Genomic DNA, 18481 nt, shown 5'->3' on the forward strand with positions numbered 1-18481 from the left:
ATATGACTCCTAATGAATTTTACCACCTCTATTCTGGAGAACAGCTAACTGATATTGAGGTAAGGGTGTAATTATAAGAAAAGGCGAGAATTAATTAGATATTGTCCAAAATAAAGGGGTTAATCCGATATTATATAGTAATGCTAAACAATTTTGATAGCAGAATAATTAAAATTATTATAATAGAAGGTGGATTTAATTGAGTAATAGATGTAATTTATGTATACCCTGTTGTGGTAGATGCACATGTCCTAGAGGTGCTACTGGTCCTACTGGTCGTCAGGGCGTAACCGGACCTAGAGGTGCCACTGGTCTTAGAGGTCCTACTGGTATTCGTGGCATCACTGGCCCTCGTGGCATTACTGGGCCTACTGGTCTTCGTGGCATTACTGGGCCTACTGGTCCTCAAGGCATTACTGGGCCCACTGGTCTTCGTGGCATTACTGGGCCTACTGGTCCTCAAGGCATTACTGGACCCACTGGTCTTCGTGGCATTACTGGGCCTACTGGTCCTCAAGGCATTACTGGGCCTACTGGTGCATCTGCTATAATACCATTTGCGTCTGGTGGTCCAGTTGAATTAGTAACTGTTTTAGGAGGCGCAACAAATACAGGTGCATTACTAGGGTTTGGAAGCTCCTTCCCAGGAGTTAATGTTGCTCTTGGAACTATCTCCTTAGGTGTTACAGTTTCTGACTTCGCATTTGTTGCTCCTCGTACTGGAAATATAACATCCTTAGCTGGATTCTTTAGTGCTACAGTTGGAGTAACTTTATTAAGTCCAGTACAAATACGTTTAACACTATACACTGCCCCTGCAGGTAGCAATACCTTTACTCCAGTAGGTACTCCTTTATTACTAACTCCGCCATTAGGAGTGATTGTTGTAGGTACTACCGCAAGTGGTATTAGTGCTGAAGCAATTCCTGTTACTGCAGGAGATAAAATATTATTAGTTGCTGATTCTGATACTTTAGGTGTAAGCTTAGCATCTACTGTTACAGGATATTTAAGTGCAGGAATAACATTTAACTAATTCTATATCTAGTAAAAAAACACTTTCTCCCTTGTATATTTATTTGCAGTTAATAAACTGTATTATGATTATACAAGGGAATTTTTAAATTACAGATTTAATATTATAATTTTTAGGAAAATCTATTGCTTTATTATCGTTATATTATAAACTTTATTCACTTAAAGAATAGGTTAGAATAATATCTTAATAAGTTCTTTCACTATTTCTAGACTATTAACTAAATAAAGTCTATATTATTAAATTAGCCTAATATTAAAAACTTTCACAAAAGGTATACTTTTCATTTTGTATTCTATTATGAGAATCAATTATGTAATACAGCTAACACTTTTATTAAGTAAAACACATTATATAAATAATTTAATATCCAAAATCAAAGTAAATCATATTATATAGTAATGCTTAATAATTTATATAGCAAAATAATTTAATTAATTAGAATAGAAGGTGAATTCATTGAGTAATAGATGTAAAATATGTATACCTTGTTGTGGTAGATGCACCTGTCCTAGAGGTGTTACTGGACCTACTGGTCCTCAAGGTATTACTGGACCTACTGGTCCTCAAGGTATTACCGGTCCTACTGGTCCTCAAGGTATTACCGGTCCTACTGGTCCTCAAGGCGTTACCGGCCCGACTGCAGCCTTGATTGGCATACAAGTTCAAACAACAGGATTACAACTTGGTATAATACTGAATTCGGCAGATATACCTTTAGATACTTTGATTAGTGACGCTGGATCACCAGAAATAACATTTAATATAAATTCAAACGATATACAACTCAATACACTTGGGGTTTACTATGTAGACTGGTGGATTAACGTTTCTGATGCACAAACAACTGACACCGAAATAAATTTAACTCTAGATGCTGCTAATGGAATAATGGTACCAGGCAATGTAGACTTTACTGCTGAAACATTATCACTACCTACTCAGATATCAGGGAACGCAGTTATTACTGTAACTTCTGCACCTGTAAATTTAAAATTCATAAATTCTAGTGGAGGCAGTATCCAACTAGGAAATACAACAATACAATTAAATGTATCTGTTATTAAAATCAGGTAATTTCAAATTGTTTCTTATAGATTTAAAAGATAATTCACTGTTTTTTAAAATATATTTAACAGTGAATTATATTTTAAAAAAGTAATTAAATCAATATTAAATGAGGTGTATAATATGGCGAATAATAGTCTTCAGCTTCAAAGAACTACTACTGGTACTATAACTCCTAACACAAATGTTATATTTAATAATACACTTTTATCTACCGGTAGCGATATAATCTATGATTCAGGAACAGGAGTTATAACAATATATAAACTTGGCATATATTATATCGATTGGTGGGTTAATACTCAATCATCATTTTCTGCCGACTACGTTTCATTTGCTATAAAAACGTCAGACAATAGAATAATACAAGGGCAATCCCCTATAAAAATAGATCAAATCTCTGGTAATGCTTTATTAAATGTAACAACGATACCTTATACTTTTTCATTAATAAACAATAATTTATCTGTATCATTAGCCGTTAATCCTACAATAAAAGCCAATTTGGCTATAACGGAGGAAACCATCCTTGGTGCTACAGGGGCTACTGGACCTGCAGGACCTACTGGCACTACTGGGCCTCGCGGTATTACGGGACCTACAGGTATCCAAGGTGTTACTGGTCCTACTGGTATTCAAGGCGTTACGGGACCTACAGGTGTCCAAGGTGTTACTGGTCCTACTGGTATTCAAGGCATTACAGGGCCTACTGGGCTTCGTGGTATTACTGGTCCTACTGGTATCCAAGGCGTTACAGGACCTACTGGACTTCGTGGTATTACGGGACCTACAGGTATCCAAGGTGTTACCGGTCCTACTGGACTTCGCGGTATTACTGGTCCTACTGGCATTCAAGGCATTACAGGGCCTACTGGGCTTCGTGGAATCACTGGTCCTACTGGTATCCAAGGCATTACAGGGCCTACTGGGCTTCGTGGAATAACCGGACCTACTGGCATTCAAGGCATTACAGGGCCTACTGGACTTCGCGGTATTACTGGTCCTACTGGTATCCAAGGCGTTACAGGACCTACTGGGCTTCGCGGAATCACTGGTCCTACTGGTATCCAAGGTGTTACCGGTCCTACTGGGCTTCGTGGAATAACTGGACCTACTGGGCTTCGTGGAATAACCGGACCTACTGGCATTCAAGGCATTACAGGGCCTACTGGGCTTCGCGGAATCACTGGTCCTACTGGTATCCAAGGCGTTACAGGACCTACTGGACTTCGTGGTATTACGGGACCTACAGGTGTCCAAGGTGTTACCGGTCCTACTGGGCTTCGTGGAATAACCGGACCTACAGGTGTCCAAGGTGTTACCGGTCCTACTGGGCTTCGTGGAATAACCGGACCTACTGGTATCCAAGGCGTTACAGGACCTACTGGGCTTCGCGGAATCACTGGTCCTACTGGTATCCAAGGTGTTACCGGTCCTACTGGGCTTCGCGGAATAACCGGACCTACTGGACTTCGTGGTATTACTGGTCCTACTGGTATCCAAGGCGTTACAGGACCTACTGGACTTCGTGGTATCACTGGTCCTACTGGTATCCAAGGTGTTACCGGTCCTACTGGGCTTCGCGGTATTACTGGTCCTACTGGTATCCAAGGCGTTACAGGACCTACTGGACTTCGTGGTATTACGGGACCTACAGGTATCCAAGGTGTTACCGGTCCTACTGGGCTTCGTGGAATAACCGGACCTACTGGCATTCAAGGCATTACAGGGCCTACTGGGCTTCGCGGAATCACTGGTCCTACTGGACTTCGTGGAATAACCGGACCTACTGGTATCCAAGGCGTTACAGGACCTACTGGACCTGCACTTGCAAGTTCTTATATAAATGCCACACATGATTCTACTTCTACTGCTACTGTAGCCACTGGAGCTAATGCACCACTATCAGTAACTCGTCAAATTTCAACTGATATCACAAGAACAGGAAATATAGTTACAATAGGAACTACAGGTTTATATTTTATTTGGTATGCAGTAGCAATAGACGCAGGTAGTTCTGGTGGATTTGGAATAAAAATCAATACTACTATAACAGGTGGTAATAGTGCTGGAATTGATAATACTAGTATTCAAACCCAACAAGTAAGTGGTGGAGGAATATTCTCACTAGCACAGGGTGACCAAGTAAGTATAGCAAATAAATCAACTGGAGATGTAACTATATCTGGTAGCATAAGTAATTTATCTGATCCTGATGTAGTTCAACTTGTTGTCTTTAGGATTTCATAAATACTATTATTAAAAAAGTGAAAACTGTCGCATTATCGTAAAAGATTCGCTAATGCGACAGTATTATCCATGTGTTTAAAAGATTTAGTAACATTTAAATTCATTATAATCTCCATATTTAAAAATTATGAACACATAAAAATATATTATAATGATCTATTAAAACACCTCTATAATACATAAAAAATAATTTATAAACATACTTAAAAATGTCTAAATCATTCTATAACCTACAAAACTATATTATATAATTTTATTTATGTCAAAACCTTAAACCAATCATATTATATATTAAATCATCAGATTTTTATTGACATAGTAATTAATATTTTTAAAAAATAGAGGGTGATAATTTGAAAAATAGATGTAATAAAATTATATATTGTGATAAATGTACTTGTCCTCGTGGGGTGACTGGTCCTACTGGTATTCAAGGCGTTACCGGACCTACTGGACTTCGCGGAATGACTGGCCCTACTGGTATTCAAGGTTTTACCGGTCATACTGGGCTTCGCGGTATTACTGGTCCTACTGGTATCCAAGGTGTTACAGGACCTACTGGGCTTCGTGGTATAACTGGCCCTACTGGTATTCAAGGTGTTACTGGACTTACTGGACTTCGCGGTATAACTGGCCCTACTGGTATTCAGGGTTTTACCGGTCATACTGGACTTCGCGGTATAACTGGTCCTACTGGTATTCAGGGCGCCACAGGGCCTACTAATTCTAATGTCTCTACAATACTACCTTATTCCAATGGTAACAGTACTATTTCTTTATTCAATGGTGGTGGATCAACAGTAAATACAGGTATATTCCTAGGATTTGGAAACCATAGTTTGAATATAAATCTTTTTTCTAACACAATAGATTTATTTGATATTAACGGAAACTTTTCATTTATTGTTCCTGAAGATATAACTATAAAATCATTATCTGGTTTCTTTGTTTTTACTCAGCCTATAACATTATCAAGTATTTCAAGCCTACGTTTAAGAATATATACTGCACCCACAAATAGTATAATATTTAACCCAATAGCTATTACTCCATTACTGCTAACTCCAAGTTCTCTTAATATTGCTTATCGTACTATTTTGTATGATACTATTGATTACAACATTACAGTTACTAAAGGAGAAAAAATACTGTTACTTGCTGATACAGTAACAGGAGGCACATCACAGTTCACTTTTTCAGGATTATTAAGCGCAAGTATAGCACTTATTTAATTTAAAATATACCCAGTACATTAAAAAACATGTACTGGGTTTTATTTGTGTCGAGTTGACGTAATATTGAAATAAATTAAAAATATAAAATTTATAATATTAATAACTCCATATAAATGCTTAACTCGCCTTAATACACAATATTTACATAAATAAACATATTATAATTAAAATTTACCTTTCTATATTGTTTACATTTATTCCTTTCATATGATAGAAGTTTAAAATAATATTTGTCATTTCTTTTGGCGTTTTTTTAGTATCATCCTCAATCCATTTTTTTAAAGCAAACCATAGTCCCCCTGCTGAGAAGTGATTATAATAAGCATCATTTGATATAAATGTTAGTCCTTTAAACTTTTTATTTGTTGCCATAGAAGTAATATATTTTAAATGTAAATCAAGTAAAGTTAAATATACATTGTTATCTATTAATTTTTTTATAAATTCTTTATTTTTATACCAATACTCAAAATATGTAATAAGTAAATCATATAATGTTATATTATCTTTAGATGAAACTATTTCTATAAAGTCATCATAAAGACCATCAACATAGTATTCTATAATAGCCTCTTTTGTAGCAAAGTTTCTATAAAGGGTCTGCCTACTTAAGTCTGCATTTTCTGAAATTTCCTTTAAAGTAATTTTACTATAAGGCTTCTTATCCATTAATTCAATTAATGAATTAACAATCCAATTTTTTGATCTTAAAACTATAGGATTAATTCTCTCCTTATCTGCACCCATTTGTAACCTTTCTCCTTACTTGTAACACTTATTTTATTTCATTGACTTCATACTTTACAGTATTATATGATAAATATATAAATGTTACAAGTGTATCATTTGTACTATAAATTACATTTTACGAGGTGAACTAGATGAATAAAATAGCTGTTGTTGTTGATAGTACAGCTGTAATTAACGCTGAGTTACTAGAAAGTAACACTAATTTATATTCAATACCATTACATCTAATAATTGATGAAGAATCCTATAAAGATGGTTTAGATATAACTCCCAGTGAATTTTGTACTAAAATGAATCAAGCTTCGCATCTTCCAACTACATCACAACCACCAGTTGGAGATGTTTTTAACCTTTTTGAAGAACTATTAAAAAAATACGAATATATTATATATATTACAATAAGCTCTAAGTTAAGTGGTACATTTCAAACAGGATTATTGGTGAAAAATCAACTTTCAAATAATAGAATAATTGTTTTTGACTCTACCTTTACATCAACAATTCAAAAACAAATGGCATTAAAAACTTTAGAGTTAATAAAAATGGGAAGATCTATTGAAACCATTATAGAAAATCTTGAATATATAAAAGAAAACTCAAAAATATATTTAGTTGTAGATGATTTAGGGCATCTACATCGAACTGGAAGAATCTCTTTATATACTTCATCATTTGGAAAACTAATGAATATAAAACCGCTCCTATGTTTTGATCAAGGTGAGATAATAATAAAAAACAAGGTAAGAACCATGAATAAAGTTTATAATAACTTGATTGACTTAATTAGAAATGAAAAACTCTCTTCAAACTCAAGGATCATAATAGCTCATGCAAATGGTTACGACTTTGCTACAAAATTAAAAGAAAAAGTTTTAGAAATATATCCAGAACATAAAATTGATATTGAAGAACTGTCTCCTGTAATAAGCGTGCACACAGGCGAAAAAAGCTTTGGTATATCATGGATACGTTGAGTAAAATTCGATATATAAGTACTTAAAACACAAAGATTCTAAACATGAAATATAATTAGATGTTTAGAATCTTATTTTTAATTTTTACTAGTGTTAAAATTTTATATTTTTATGATATATTTTTAATTCAATACTAACCATGTTTTAAAATTCCATGCCATTTTTTGCAATTCATTTAAAAATCTAGTGGCATGATAACCATCACATACTGCATGGTGTATTTGTAATGAAATAGGAATAAATATTTCCTCATTTCTTTTAAAATATTTTCCATACGTTATTACCGGTAAAAGGTATGGAAATTTTTCGTAGGAACAAACATTGAAATTAACTCCAGTAAAACTAAACCATGGAACGCAAGAAATTGGAACGATATTTTGGGGTTGATTTTTTTTTGCAAAAAGTCTTTTTACATTACTATATTTTTTTATTTCTAAAATACAATTAGTATAAAACATTCTTAAATCATCAAGATATTCTACCCATATGTTACTAAAAGTTTTATTATCCTCATGAAATATGGTAAAAGAAGGATTAATGCTCTCCCAATACCCTAAATTACCATTTTCATCAAAAGAAGTCCTTAATTCTTTATGTTTATTTATTATGTTTGAAGTAATATAAAGTAAAATTGGATATAATTTAAGTTCATTTGTTTCTATTTCCATTAGCAAATTAGTAATTTCAATATTAGCAGTTATACTAAAAGTACATTTAATATCATTCATATAATAATTAAAATAAGGTAATCTATCCCAACTTTCTTTATTAATTAAATTAAACTTCATAAAATCAACTCCTACTCATTATATTCCATAGTAAATATCCCAATCTCTAAAAGTATTCCTCATGCACTTACATTATATATATATGCTATATAGTCTATTATGAGTAAAATATTAAATTTATAAATAAAAATACTTATATAAACAATATGTATGTTCCTAGAAATCAAGTTAGAATAAATGTTACCCCCCTATTAAGAAATCTAAAATGTTCCAACCATCAGAGTTTCACCTTTATACAGTTCCGTATATCCACATCTCTTACAACTTATTGTTATAAATTTTTTATTCTGTATATCGAACATTTTTGCAAAATTTCCCCCTGTTGCTTGAAATTGATCTGATTCAAAAACCCCATTATTACATTTTGGACATATATAATGCTTCTTTTCCATATTTACCCCTGTAATTTTGTATAATTTAAACATAATTATACCACATATTTAGTTAATAAAACTTTAAAGCCTTATATTGTGTATGTTCATATACAATATTTGTAATATATAAATATTTATTTTATTTCCTATTAATCATTAAATTGTATTGTATATAATTACAAACTTATTTTTTTATTACTAAATTCTATAATATCTATTTCTTACCCTTTAAAAATGTATTTAATAAATTATTATATAAATTATTAAAATGCTAATATTAAGACTTTTTAAAAAAGAACTTCTTATATTTCATAGATATGAAATATAAGAAGTTCTTTTTTATTGATTTTTATTATTATTTAAGTATTCTTTGCCCAATAAATCTACTGCTAATAAAGCATGATATAATTGATCTTGAGTCACATCACCTGCCATATTATGTATTGTTTCACCTTGTATACATGCTTTTTCAGCGGCAATACGTACCCTCTTAATATCAGTTATCCCAAGCTCTTTTAATGTTACCGGAAGTCCTATGCTATAACAGAAATCCATTACTTCTTTTATTTCTTCTTTTGAAACATTTTCTAATACTAACTGAGCAATAGTACCAAAAGCAACTAAAAATCCGTGCATTGTATACTCACACTCTGGTAAAGCTGTAAAACCATTATAGACAGAATGTGCTACTGCTAATCCTCCATTATCCGCTCCTACCCCACTTAAATATGTAGTAGCTTCTACAATTGATTCTAAAGCTGGGGTAATGAGTTCATTTTCACAAGCTAGTTTAGCTTGATATCCACATTTAATTAATGTTTCATAACATAACTTACAAAGAGCCATAGCTGACAATGAAATACCACCATTCTCCAAGCTTGGAGCATCAGTTCTAACACAAGCCCTTGCTTCAAAATATGTTCCTAAAGCATCTCCCATACCTGCTACTAAAAACTTTACTGGAGCACTTGCTATAACCTGAGTATCAACAATAACAACCTCTGGATTTCTAGGATAAAACAAATAACTGTTAAAAGTACCATCATCATTATAAATCACCGATAATCCGGTACATGGAGCATCCGTTGCACATACAGTAGGAATTACTACTACTGGACATTTTTCATAATAAGCAGTTGCTTTAGCTGTATCAATTGCAGATCCGCCCCCAACTCCTACTACAACTTCAATATTATCCTCTATAACTATATTTCTCATTTTTTCTATTTCTCCATTAGAGCTAGTTCCACCAAAAATCTCAAAACGCATTTTACAATCTGTTCCCTCAAAACTCTTTTTTAATTTATCAAAACAATTTTTGTAACCACTATTGCTACAAATAAATAAAAAAGAATTTCCTAACTCTTTCGTTTCATCATAGAATTTTAATAATGCATCTTTACCTTGTACATATTTCAATGGGGCCCGTAATAATTTTAATACTGCCATAATTATATCTTCCTTTCAAAAATATTGTTAATTTATTGACAAATTCATTATAGTATTTATATAATGAAATCACAATTACATAAATAACCTATTAATATAGGGTATTTATCCCAGAGGTGATATAGTGAATATTTTAGATAAGCAAGATTATCAAAATTTATTAGAATTATCAAAGGAATTAGCTCCCATGGATATTAATTTCCAAGAAAAATCCCTTCAATCAATACTTAAATATTTTAATTTTTCTGGAGCAGCTTTCCCACTAGTTGATAATAAAGGATATTATCATAGCCTTGTTTATGCAAATTTTAATCAATTGTCTAGGGTTATTTATAACAATTATTGCTATGAGCAAGATTTTTTTGCCCCTGCTAATTGTAATAAAAATTTACATGAAACCGTTTTAACTATAGATAATTTTATGACCTTTGAAGAATACGAATCATCTACTTTATACACGGATGTACTATCCCAAAATAATTTTTATTATGAAGCACTAGTACTTTTAAAAGGAAAAACCAAAAAATATATTGGTGCTGTCGCAGTCTACCATAAAAAAAATTCTATAGGATTTACAAAAAAAGAAAAAATAATTTTAAAGGAAATTGGAAATATAATTGAAACCCACTTTCAAATTCATCTTCATATATACAATAATATGTCTACTATAACGGCCAATACACTACTTCATCGTTTACCTATTGGTATGATTTTGTGTGATAGTAATTTTAAAATTCTTCAGATTAATAATGAAGCTACAAATATTTTAAAACTATCATTAGAGGATGTATCTATTAAATATATTGAACAAATAATTAAAAATAAAATTCTTCCTTTACATATCAAGTATGGTCTAAAACACTATTCTCTCCAAAACAAAAATAATATACAAATATCCATTGATCACTTAATTACAAAAGCTGAAAATAGCTCTAACTATATAACTTACTATGCCATTTTTTTTCAGTATAATAGCCAAGAAAAAGATAGAGCCTGGAGTAATTTAATGGAAAGTAAAGGTATAACAAAACGTGAACATGAAATAGCTAATTTTCTTCGTATGGGGTATTGCAACGGAAAAATAGCCAAAAATCTGCATATAAGCGAAAATACTGTTCGCCGCCATAGAGAAAGTATATATAAAAAATTAAATATTACTAGAATAAATCAATTAAATATAATATATGAAAAAATTTAATTTTACTATAGTTACATAGATTTATAATCTATGTAACTATATAATAACCCCTGCTTATTATCCTGTCCTTTTCCTTAGCTAACTTAAACATTAAATTAAGCTATAAAAAAACAGCTAAAACTTAATTTCTTAGCTACTTACAGATTTATTTTATTAAAACTTATTATAAACATTAAAAATTAAATTTATAAATAACTTTATATTTAATTAATTTTATTTAAAAACTCCTTTTTTATATTTGGAAATTCTTTTATATCATTAGAATCTAAATCCTCATTATATAAATTAATAACAGAAATTTGTCTGTTCTCATAGGTATGATAATAATAATTACCTGATTCACTACACATAGCTGATGTATAAAAAGTATAATCGCTTAAATCATCTGATTTTAAAACTACGCCTTTTGGTACTTCACAATTAGATAGAATATGAAACACTCCATTTATTCCTTTTATCTCATTATCAGTATCAGCAATATTATTCTTTAAATAAGCTGCCCTAACAAAACGAGACGGAGGTGTAAAGTCCCCAGGTAACCCAAAGGTTCCTGAACCTTGACTAAAAGCAGCTAACTCTAAATCCCCCCACATAGCATTTTCAAATTGTTTTGGTCTTAAACCAATATATTGGCGTAAATTACTTAGATGCCATTGGAAATTAGGGCTATTAGTCATAACACCCACTGGATTATCAAATATTTCAAGACCCCTGCTAGTTTTTTCTACAACTATACTTTTACCTGATCTATCAGTCAAAATCCAATGCAAAGGTGGGGCAAAATTTAATATTGAGAGAGTCTTGTTAACAATAGACATGTTTTTTAAAGCTTTCTTTACCTGATTTAAATTCTCAAATTGAGATAATACCCAAAATACAAAATCATAGCTTGGTACATTCTCCTTATTATTCACAGTTTTTTCTTCAAATTGAGAAAACCCTGGGAAATACAGTGTAGCACATATTAATCCTTTTTCGTTCATTCCATCTGCTAAAACAGGGTGATTATTTATAACAACAGCCATCCCAATTGTAGCATATTTACTTTTCCTTTCTTTTTTATCCACTTCGGTACTCCAAACAAAATTCCTAGGAATAATGTTAACTGATTCATTAAATTGTATAGCAAAGTCCATAGTACGTCCAAAAATATTATGTCCATCTTTAGTTTTTAAAGTTAAACTAGTACACATATATTAACACACCCTTTTTTATTATTTTCTTTATAAAATATAAATAAATTATTGTATGTATAAATAATAGTATTTCACAACAATTCATTTATTATTTAACAACAATAATATTATTTATTATATCTGCAATTTTTTAATAATGAATTACAATAAGATGAACTTTTTAGAAATTGCTTATAAACTGAAGCTTTCATAATATAATCTATAAATATGATCATTTCCTTTCTTACAATTAATAATAATTATTAATCTTTGAACTGGGGAAGGTTTTTATACGTATTAACATCAACTATAACATCTTAATTAGAACTATTGGACGTTGTTGCCTAACAAAAAAATTTGTAGAACTTGTGCTAAGGAGGACTATTTGATTGGTTATCGTCGTAAAAATTTATTAAAATCTATAAAATTAGTAGAAGAATTTTACAACATTGCATCAAGAGACGAAGGACGTAACTCAAGAATACTTAAAGGTATATTAAACAAACTCAGTTCTAAATAATCTTTTAATCAAAATTAGATAAAAAGTTGCTATTTAACAGTTACAAACTATTAAATAGCAACCTTTATATTACATAATATTTTTATAACAATAAATTCTATGTGCCGCTATATTAATACTTACCCAAAATACTGAAGCAAACCATCCTGTAAGTACATCAGTAAAAAAATGTACTCTTAAATAAATTCTACTTACCCCAATAATTATGGAAAATAGCAGTGCAAGTATGCTAATAATGTATACTAATTTTAAATTTTTTACATATAAAAATATTAAATATATAATCATAATAGAAAAAGCCATACATGCCATAGAATGACCACTTGGAAAACTATATCCCTTTGCTATTATTATTTTTTCTATAGGTCTTGTTCTTTTAAATGTATGTTTTAACAGTTCATTAAAAAGCCAAACACCTACAATATTAGATAAGAAAAATATAGCTTCTTTTTTCATAGTCTTAGTAAATAAAAACGCTACAACTATAACTGTCATTATTATTATAGATAAAGGATCTCCAAAATTAGTTATAAACTTAAAGAAATTATCTAAAAAATTATTTTCTATACTCTTTACGTAATTAATAGCCTTTACATCTATTAGAAATTTACCTTCTTTGTTTATATAATTAATTATTAAAGTAATAAACAATATTATTGATACAATTCCCATAACAATAGCTGTAAAAAACCATTTCCAATTATCATCTTTTTCTTTGTAATCTTTTATAAATGTTTCTATAGTTATTTTCAACATATCACCTCGTGCTTATAAGTGTATTTAAATAAAATTATTTTATAGATATATGTACTAATGCATTACCACCTTTTGTCTAAAATCAATGAAACATAATAATTAATTGATATTATATCAAAAAATATATAATATTACTAGAATAAAACTAGAAACATCGGAAGCTTCCGATGTTTCTAGTTTTATTAACTATTCTTCTATATAAGTGTTATATATGAAATTATATACTTTATCGTATACATTGTTATTTCCTATTACTACTATTGTATCTCCTTCTCTAAATATATAATTGGGTCCTGGAGATATCATTATATCATCTTTTCTTCTATAGGCAACAACAGTAGCTCCAGTTGCTTGCCAAAATCTTAATTCATTTATTTTTTTCCCAATTACCTTACATCCCTCATTTATTTCCACTTCTATTAATGTAAAGGGAGTTATATTTCTGAATCTGTCTATAAAATCAAGTATCTTTTCAAAATTTAATTGAATCTCAGTATCTAACTCTTTCTTCTTATCTATTAATCTAAATATATTTTCTTTTACTGTACTTAAATATTCATTATCTTTATTTTTTTCAATAAATCTTTCCGCTGCAGATACAGACAAAATTTCTATTCCACTTCCCTTAGTTGAAGAAACCACTCTCATGTCTTCTAGGAGTGCTATAGCTCTCCTAATGGTTTCTGGGGATACATTATACATACTTGCTAATGTAGACCTTCCACTTATCTTTTCATCTGTTTTTAATTCACCTATAAGTATCTTATTAGCTATATCTAACGCTATGTTTTTATAAACTGCCCCTCCATGGTGACCTTTCATTTATCTAATCCTCCATTAAATATGAAATAATTATTAAAATTATAGTATTAATCCTGTAGTCCCATACTATATTACACCAAATTCTATTTATTTTCTACCATTTTTTCATATTTCTCAAAATACTCTATGGTTCCCCTATATATTGCCCTTGTAAAATAATCATCACTACTGCATTTAAAATCTTTCTTATTTAATTTTATAACTTGTTGAATAATAGGTAACAGTTGTATTCCATATAGTTGCATGCACTCTTTAGGTTTTATTCCTGGCCATGCATTACAACTTACAACTATCCTCTTATTTTCCTTATTTACCCCTTCAGGAATAGTATTATAAATAGAATCATTAATGTAAATTACAGGTTTATCTAAAGTACCTGTTGGTATACCTTCAATAGCTTTAACCTGAATAGGATCAGTGTCTATTAAATAAGGGTCCGCAGTTAAATCTAATATTATTGAATGTGGTTTTAATTGAGCTAACAAACTATTTGAGATTATATATTTAGATGAATTATCTCTTGTAGAAGCATCAATTAATATATCTGTATTTTTTAAAATTTTTATAAGTTCATGTCTATCTTTAGTTATACTTCTTGGTAACATTGTTACAGTTATACCCTTTGTCCCTAATTGATTCATTTTCTTATTTAATTCTAAATTCCCATATTTACCTGCAGATTTAGCTGCATAAAGTCCTACCATTCCCATGCCTATAATACTAACCTTTATTGGTTCCCTATCTTTGGAATAAAAATCTTTAAATGAATTGCTTAATTCTTGAAAAGCTAACTCTACTCCATTCCCAGAGGTCCCATTGTAATTTACAACTATTCTTTCTAGAAAATCATTTCTTAAAGAGTCCATAGAAACGCCAAATATATTTTTTTCTTTTAGCTTTTTTACTCTTGTGGCTCTAGTTGGATAATGTAACATGCTAATAAGAGTACTTCCATTTTTCATATAATCTATTTCCATAAATTCTGGTGACCTAAGTACAACTATAATATCCTTTTCATAACATTCCTTATTAGAAACGAACCTTATATTATTATTTGCCTTTAAATAGTCTTCCTCCTTCATACCCATCCCTGAACCATATCCTTTTTCTAAATAAATTTCTACACTATCTGCTTTAAGCATTTTAAAAATATTTGGCAAAAAATCTCTTTTTTCATTCTTTTCTTTATGCATTCTTGGAAATCCTAAAGTTTTCATAAAATTCCCCCTCGTTCACAAAAATTTTATATAATTGTTACATGAAAGTTTTTGACAACAAAAAACTCATATAGTATAATAAAGTTGTTAATAGTTACAACTTTATTATATAGTGTAAGTTGTAATTTTTCAATATGTATGATTAAAGGGGGACAACTATGACAGGTAATTTAAATAAATTATTTAAAGATTCTGGTTTCCAATTTGCTCTCTCAATAGATTGTGAGGGCACTAATTTCGATAAAAACTTAGAAAATAATGTTGGAAATTTAGAGAAAATCTTAGAATTAACTTCTGTAAATAATATTTATACTATTTTATTTATAACCCCTTATTTTGCAGAAATGCTTTGTAAATTAAATTTGACAGAAAAAATCAAAAATTATAAAGTCATTTTTGGTCTTCATATTCATCCAGATAATTTGCCAAAAAAAATATTAAATTTTTGTCCTTTTATTAGAAAAAATGAAGAATACCTTACCGCTTATTCTTATCCTGAACAAAAAATGATAATAAAGCATTGTATGGATTATTTAACTAATAAAGGTATAACTCCCATTGAGATCTTTAGAGGAGGATATTTCTCTATGGATGATAACACATCTAAGGCGCTTTCTGAAGCCACAAATATAACATATGAATCTCATAATATATATAGACAGCAATATAAAATTACTAAAAATATATTAACCCCTATTCCTGTGTATGCATTTAACGATAAAGAGGAATTAAGACTTGAATATTTCTCTTTAGATAAACTAGTTTTAATGTTGCAAAATGCAATTAAAAAAAATAATAAAACTTTAGCTATAACACATAGCTATTTATTAGACCCAACGGATCATCATTATAAACGAGATGGTATAAAAAAGGACATTCACATTAGACTAAATGAATTAATACAAATTATAAATCTTAATAAAAATAAAAAGATATAATTTTTATTAATAGATAGAATGGAGGTTATTTATGAGAGATTACAGAGAAATAGAATTATGGAAAGATGTTAGCCCAAAACAATGGATGGATTGGAAATGGCAGTTGCGCAATAGAATTACTACAATATCCCAATTAAAAAGAGTTATAAATATTTTACCTGAAGAAGAAGATGCTATAGATAAATGTTTAAAAACTTTGAGAATGGGTATTTCCCCTTATTATGCTTCATTAATAGATCCAAATGATATAAATGATCCTATAAGAAAACAAGCAGTCCCTACCATACAAGAGCTAAATTTTTCTAGCGTTGATATGTCAGACCCACTTCATGAGGACGCTACCTCACCTGTACCAGGACTTACTCATGCATATCCTGACAGAGTATTATTTTTAATTACGGATATGTGTTCAATGTATTGTAGACATTGTACAAGAAGAAGATTTGCAGGTCATACTGATGCTTCTATGCCTAAAAATAGAATTGAAATGGCCCTTGAGTATATTAGAAATACTCCCCAAATAAGAGATGTACTTTTATCTGGTGGAGATGCATTAATGGTAGATGACGACAAGCTTGAATATATCATAAAAAACCTACGTGAAATTCCTCATGTAGAAATAATAAGATTAGGATCAAGAGTACCTGTAGTTAATCCAATGAGAGTAACTGATAATTTAGTAAATATGTTTAAAAAATATCATCCTATTTGGTTAAATACCCATTTCAATCACCCAAATGAAATAACTGAATATTCTATTAACGCTTGTGAAAAGCTAGCTAATGCCGGAATCCCTCTTGGGAACCAAACTGTTTTATTAAGAGGGATAAATGATTGTGTCTACATTCAAAGAAATTTAATTCATAAATTAGTAAAAATGAGGGTTAGACCTTATTATATATATCAGTGTGATTTATCTCAAGGAATTGAACACTTTAGAACCAAAGTGTCAAAGGGTATAGAAATAATTGAAGGTTTAAGAGGACATACTTCTGGTTTTTGTGTTCCTACTTTTGTTGTTGATGCACCAGGCGGTGGTGGCAAAATTCCAGTAATGCCTCAATATCTAATAAGTCAAGCCTCAAATAAAATTGTTCTTAGAAATTATGAAGGGGTAATAACAACTTATACAGAACCCGAACACTTTGAAGAAAATAAATGTTCTTGCGATGTTTGTACAGGTAAAAAAATTGAACCTACTACAGGTGTACTATCCCTTTTAGAAAATAAAAGAATGAACCTAGAACCTAGATCCCTAGATAGAAAAGAAAGAATTGCAGAATATAAAAAACTTCATGAAGATAGGATAAATCAATAATTTTCATATATAAAAAGGCTGTTGTAATTTTTTACAAACAGCCTAAAACTTAAAATAGATTGGTTACTATGTTATTAGTTAAGAATCCAAATAAAACAGTTTAATACTGCAGCAAATATAATCCATAAAAGATATGGTATCATAAGTTTAGCTGCAATTTTATCATATCTATAAAATTCTAAAATTGTTAAAATAACAAAACATATTAAAAGCATCAATTCAAAAAATGCTAGTTCTATGAGCCCAAATCTAAAAAATATTATACTCCATAAAAAATTCAATAATAACTGAGTATTATAAAACTTTAATGCCATTTTAACATCTATACCTTCTTTTCCTATCATCCATATCCTATAAACTGCTATACCCATTAACGCATATAATATAATCCATACTATTAAAAATACGTTTGCTGAAGGAGCAAATGAAGGTTTTTGTAAACTCTGGAAAACCCCTCTTATATCTCCGGAAAACAATGCTGACAGCATTCCTATTAATTCAGCTATTAGTATACTTATAAGCAAAGTCCCTATATTACTTTTCCCATTGACTTTAAAAATATTTTTTTTCATTTATCCCTCTAATTAAAATTCTATCAATACATAATATGCTA

17 protein-coding genes and 1 pseudogene are annotated in these 18481 nt (G+C 30.2%); 9 read left to right on the top strand and 9 right to left on the bottom strand.

Annotation, left to right across the window (positions count from 1 at the left end; all coding sequences use genetic code 11):
- The first annotated feature begins 199 nt into the window (after window positions 1-199).
- The 4 genes from EJL03_RS05290 (at window position 200) to EJL03_RS16595 (ending at window position 5586) form a co-directional block, all read left to right on the top strand.
- On the top strand, window positions 200-1036 hold the full coding sequence (locus EJL03_RS05290) for an exosporium glycoprotein BclB-related protein (RefSeq protein ID WP_125152930.1): 837 nt from the start codon (window positions 200-202) through the stop codon (window positions 1034-1036).
- Window positions 1037-1495: 459 nt separating this feature from the next.
- Window positions 1496-2113, top strand: a complete 618-nt coding sequence (locus tag EJL03_RS16585; protein WP_164509004.1) for a collagen-like protein — start codon at window positions 1496-1498, stop codon at window positions 2111-2113.
- 114 nt (window positions 2114-2227) lie between these two features.
- Entirely contained in the window at window positions 2228-4354 is a 2127-nt protein-coding gene (locus EJL03_RS16590) for a collagen-like protein (protein ID WP_125152931.1), read from the top strand.
- A 353-nt stretch (window positions 4355-4707) separates the two neighbouring features.
- A complete protein-coding gene (locus EJL03_RS16595) occupies window positions 4708-5586 on the top strand; it encodes a hypothetical protein (protein ID WP_279222061.1) in 879 nt (292 codons plus the stop codon).
- 174 nt (window positions 5587-5760) lie between these two features.
- Here the strand turns inward: EJL03_RS16595 and EJL03_RS05310 are convergent, their stop codons facing one another.
- Window positions 5761-6336 (bottom strand): TetR/AcrR family transcriptional regulator, encoded by a 576-nt coding sequence (locus tag EJL03_RS05310; RefSeq protein ID WP_125152932.1) that lies wholly within the window; start codon window positions 6334-6336, stop codon window positions 5761-5763.
- A 134-nt stretch (window positions 6337-6470) separates the two neighbouring features.
- Between EJL03_RS05310 and EJL03_RS05315 the strand changes: the two genes are divergently transcribed.
- A complete protein-coding gene (locus tag EJL03_RS05315) occupies window positions 6471-7313 on the top strand; it encodes a DegV family protein (RefSeq protein WP_125152933.1) in 843 nt (280 codons plus the stop codon).
- A 122-nt stretch (window positions 7314-7435) separates the two neighbouring features.
- Here EJL03_RS05315 and catA read toward each other — a convergent pair whose 3' ends face one another.
- The 3 genes and pseudogenes from catA to EJL03_RS05330 form a co-directional block, all read right to left on the bottom strand.
- Complete coding sequence (catA, locus tag EJL03_RS05320; protein ID WP_125152934.1) at window positions 7436-8101, bottom strand: type A chloramphenicol O-acetyltransferase; 666 nt, start codon at window positions 8099-8101, stop codon at window positions 7436-7438.
- Between the two features lie 180 nt (window positions 8102-8281).
- Window positions 8282-8493 (bottom strand): annotated as a pseudogene (locus EJL03_RS05325) (zinc ribbon domain-containing protein).
- 321 nt (window positions 8494-8814) lie between these two features.
- Window positions 8815-9924 carry a glycerol dehydrogenase gene (locus EJL03_RS05330; RefSeq protein ID WP_125152935.1) on the bottom strand — a complete coding sequence of 370 codons (1110 nt, stop codon included), beginning with the start codon at window positions 9922-9924 and terminating at the stop codon, window positions 8815-8817.
- A 124-nt stretch (window positions 9925-10048) separates the two neighbouring features.
- On the opposite strand from EJL03_RS05330, the gene EJL03_RS05335 reads away from it, so the two are divergent.
- Window positions 10049-11122 carry a LuxR C-terminal-related transcriptional regulator gene (locus EJL03_RS05335; RefSeq protein WP_125152936.1) on the top strand — a complete coding sequence of 358 codons (1074 nt, stop codon included), beginning with the start codon at window positions 10049-10051 and terminating at the stop codon, window positions 11120-11122.
- A gap of 203 nt (window positions 11123-11325) precedes the next feature.
- Here the strand turns inward: EJL03_RS05335 and bsh are convergent, their stop codons facing one another.
- Entirely contained in the window at window positions 11326-12315 is a 990-nt protein-coding gene (gene bsh / locus EJL03_RS05340; RefSeq protein WP_125152937.1) for a choloylglycine hydrolase, read from the bottom strand.
- A gap of 367 nt (window positions 12316-12682) precedes the next feature.
- Here bsh and EJL03_RS16600 point away from each other — a divergent pair, with 367 nt between their 5' ends.
- Complete coding sequence (locus tag EJL03_RS16600; RefSeq protein WP_279222062.1) at window positions 12683-12817, top strand: hypothetical protein; 135 nt, start codon at window positions 12683-12685, stop codon at window positions 12815-12817.
- Window positions 12818-12886: 69 nt separating this feature from the next.
- Here the strand turns inward: EJL03_RS16600 and EJL03_RS05345 are convergent, their stop codons facing one another.
- The 3 genes from EJL03_RS05345 to EJL03_RS05355 form a co-directional block, all read right to left on the bottom strand.
- Window positions 12887-13573 carry a phosphatase PAP2 family protein gene (locus tag EJL03_RS05345; RefSeq protein ID WP_125152938.1) on the bottom strand — a complete coding sequence of 229 codons (687 nt, stop codon included), beginning with the start codon at window positions 13571-13573 and terminating at the stop codon, window positions 12887-12889.
- Between the two features lie 186 nt (window positions 13574-13759).
- Window positions 13760-14395: a GntR family transcriptional regulator gene (locus EJL03_RS05350; protein ID WP_125152939.1), complete on the bottom strand. Its 636-nt coding sequence runs from the start codon at window positions 14393-14395 to the stop codon at window positions 13760-13762.
- A gap of 83 nt (window positions 14396-14478) precedes the next feature.
- Window positions 14479-15612 carry an alanine dehydrogenase gene (locus EJL03_RS05355; protein ID WP_125152940.1) on the bottom strand — a complete coding sequence of 378 codons (1134 nt, stop codon included), beginning with the start codon at window positions 15610-15612 and terminating at the stop codon, window positions 14479-14481.
- A gap of 158 nt (window positions 15613-15770) precedes the next feature.
- On the opposite strand from EJL03_RS05355, the gene EJL03_RS05360 reads away from it, so the two are divergent.
- Together EJL03_RS05360 and kamA are read left to right on the top strand one after the other, a co-directional pair.
- Window positions 15771-16550: a polysaccharide deacetylase family protein gene (locus EJL03_RS05360; RefSeq protein ID WP_125152941.1), complete on the top strand. Its 780-nt coding sequence runs from the start codon at window positions 15771-15773 to the stop codon at window positions 16548-16550.
- Window positions 16551-16581: 31 nt separating this feature from the next.
- A complete protein-coding gene (gene kamA, locus EJL03_RS05365) occupies window positions 16582-17868 on the top strand; it encodes a lysine 2,3-aminomutase (protein WP_125152942.1) in 1287 nt (428 codons plus the stop codon).
- A 74-nt stretch (window positions 17869-17942) separates the two neighbouring features.
- Here the strand turns inward: kamA and EJL03_RS05370 are convergent, their stop codons facing one another.
- Entirely contained in the window at window positions 17943-18440 is a 498-nt protein-coding gene (locus EJL03_RS05370) for a TspO/MBR family protein (protein WP_125152943.1), read from the bottom strand.
- Window positions 18441-18481: the final 41 nt, after the last annotated feature.

The organism is Clostridium rectalis (assembly GCF_900626095.1).
In the GTDB taxonomy this organism is placed as follows: domain Bacteria; phylum Bacillota; class Clostridia; order Clostridiales; family Clostridiaceae; genus Clostridium_AS; species Clostridium_AS rectalis.

Coding starts and splice junctions, on each gene's coding strand:
- EJL03_RS16590 (WP_125152931.1), top strand. CDS start 2,228: ATGGCGAATAATAGTCTTCAGCTTCAAAGAACTACTACTGGTACTATA.
- EJL03_RS05310 (WP_125152932.1), bottom strand. CDS start 6,336: ATGGGTGCAGATAAGGAGAGAATTAATCCTATAGTTTTAAGATCAAAA.
- EJL03_RS05315 (WP_125152933.1), top strand. CDS start 6,471: ATGAATAAAATAGCTGTTGTTGTTGATAGTACAGCTGTAATTAACGCT.
- catA (WP_125152934.1), bottom strand. CDS start 8,101: ATGAAGTTTAATTTAATTAATAAAGAAAGTTGGGATAGATTACCTTAT.
- EJL03_RS05330 (WP_125152935.1), bottom strand. CDS start 9,924: ATGGCAGTATTAAAATTATTACGGGCCCCATTGAAATATGTACAAGGT.
- bsh (WP_125152937.1), bottom strand. CDS start 12,315: ATGTGTACTAGTTTAACTTTAAAAACTAAAGATGGACATAATATTTTT.
- EJL03_RS05345 (WP_125152938.1), bottom strand. CDS start 13,573: ATGTTGAAAATAACTATAGAAACATTTATAAAAGATTACAAAGAAAAA.
- EJL03_RS05350 (WP_125152939.1), bottom strand. CDS start 14,395: ATGAAAGGTCACCATGGAGGGGCAGTTTATAAAAACATAGCGTTAGAT.
- EJL03_RS05355 (WP_125152940.1), bottom strand. CDS start 15,612: ATGAAAACTTTAGGATTTCCAAGAATGCATAAAGAAAAGAATGAAAAA.
- EJL03_RS05360 (WP_125152941.1), top strand. CDS start 15,771: ATGACAGGTAATTTAAATAAATTATTTAAAGATTCTGGTTTCCAATTT.
- kamA (WP_125152942.1), top strand. CDS start 16,582: ATGAGAGATTACAGAGAAATAGAATTATGGAAAGATGTTAGCCCAAAA.
- EJL03_RS05370 (WP_125152943.1), bottom strand. CDS start 18,440: ATGAAAAAAAATATTTTTAAAGTCAATGGGAAAAGTAATATAGGGACT.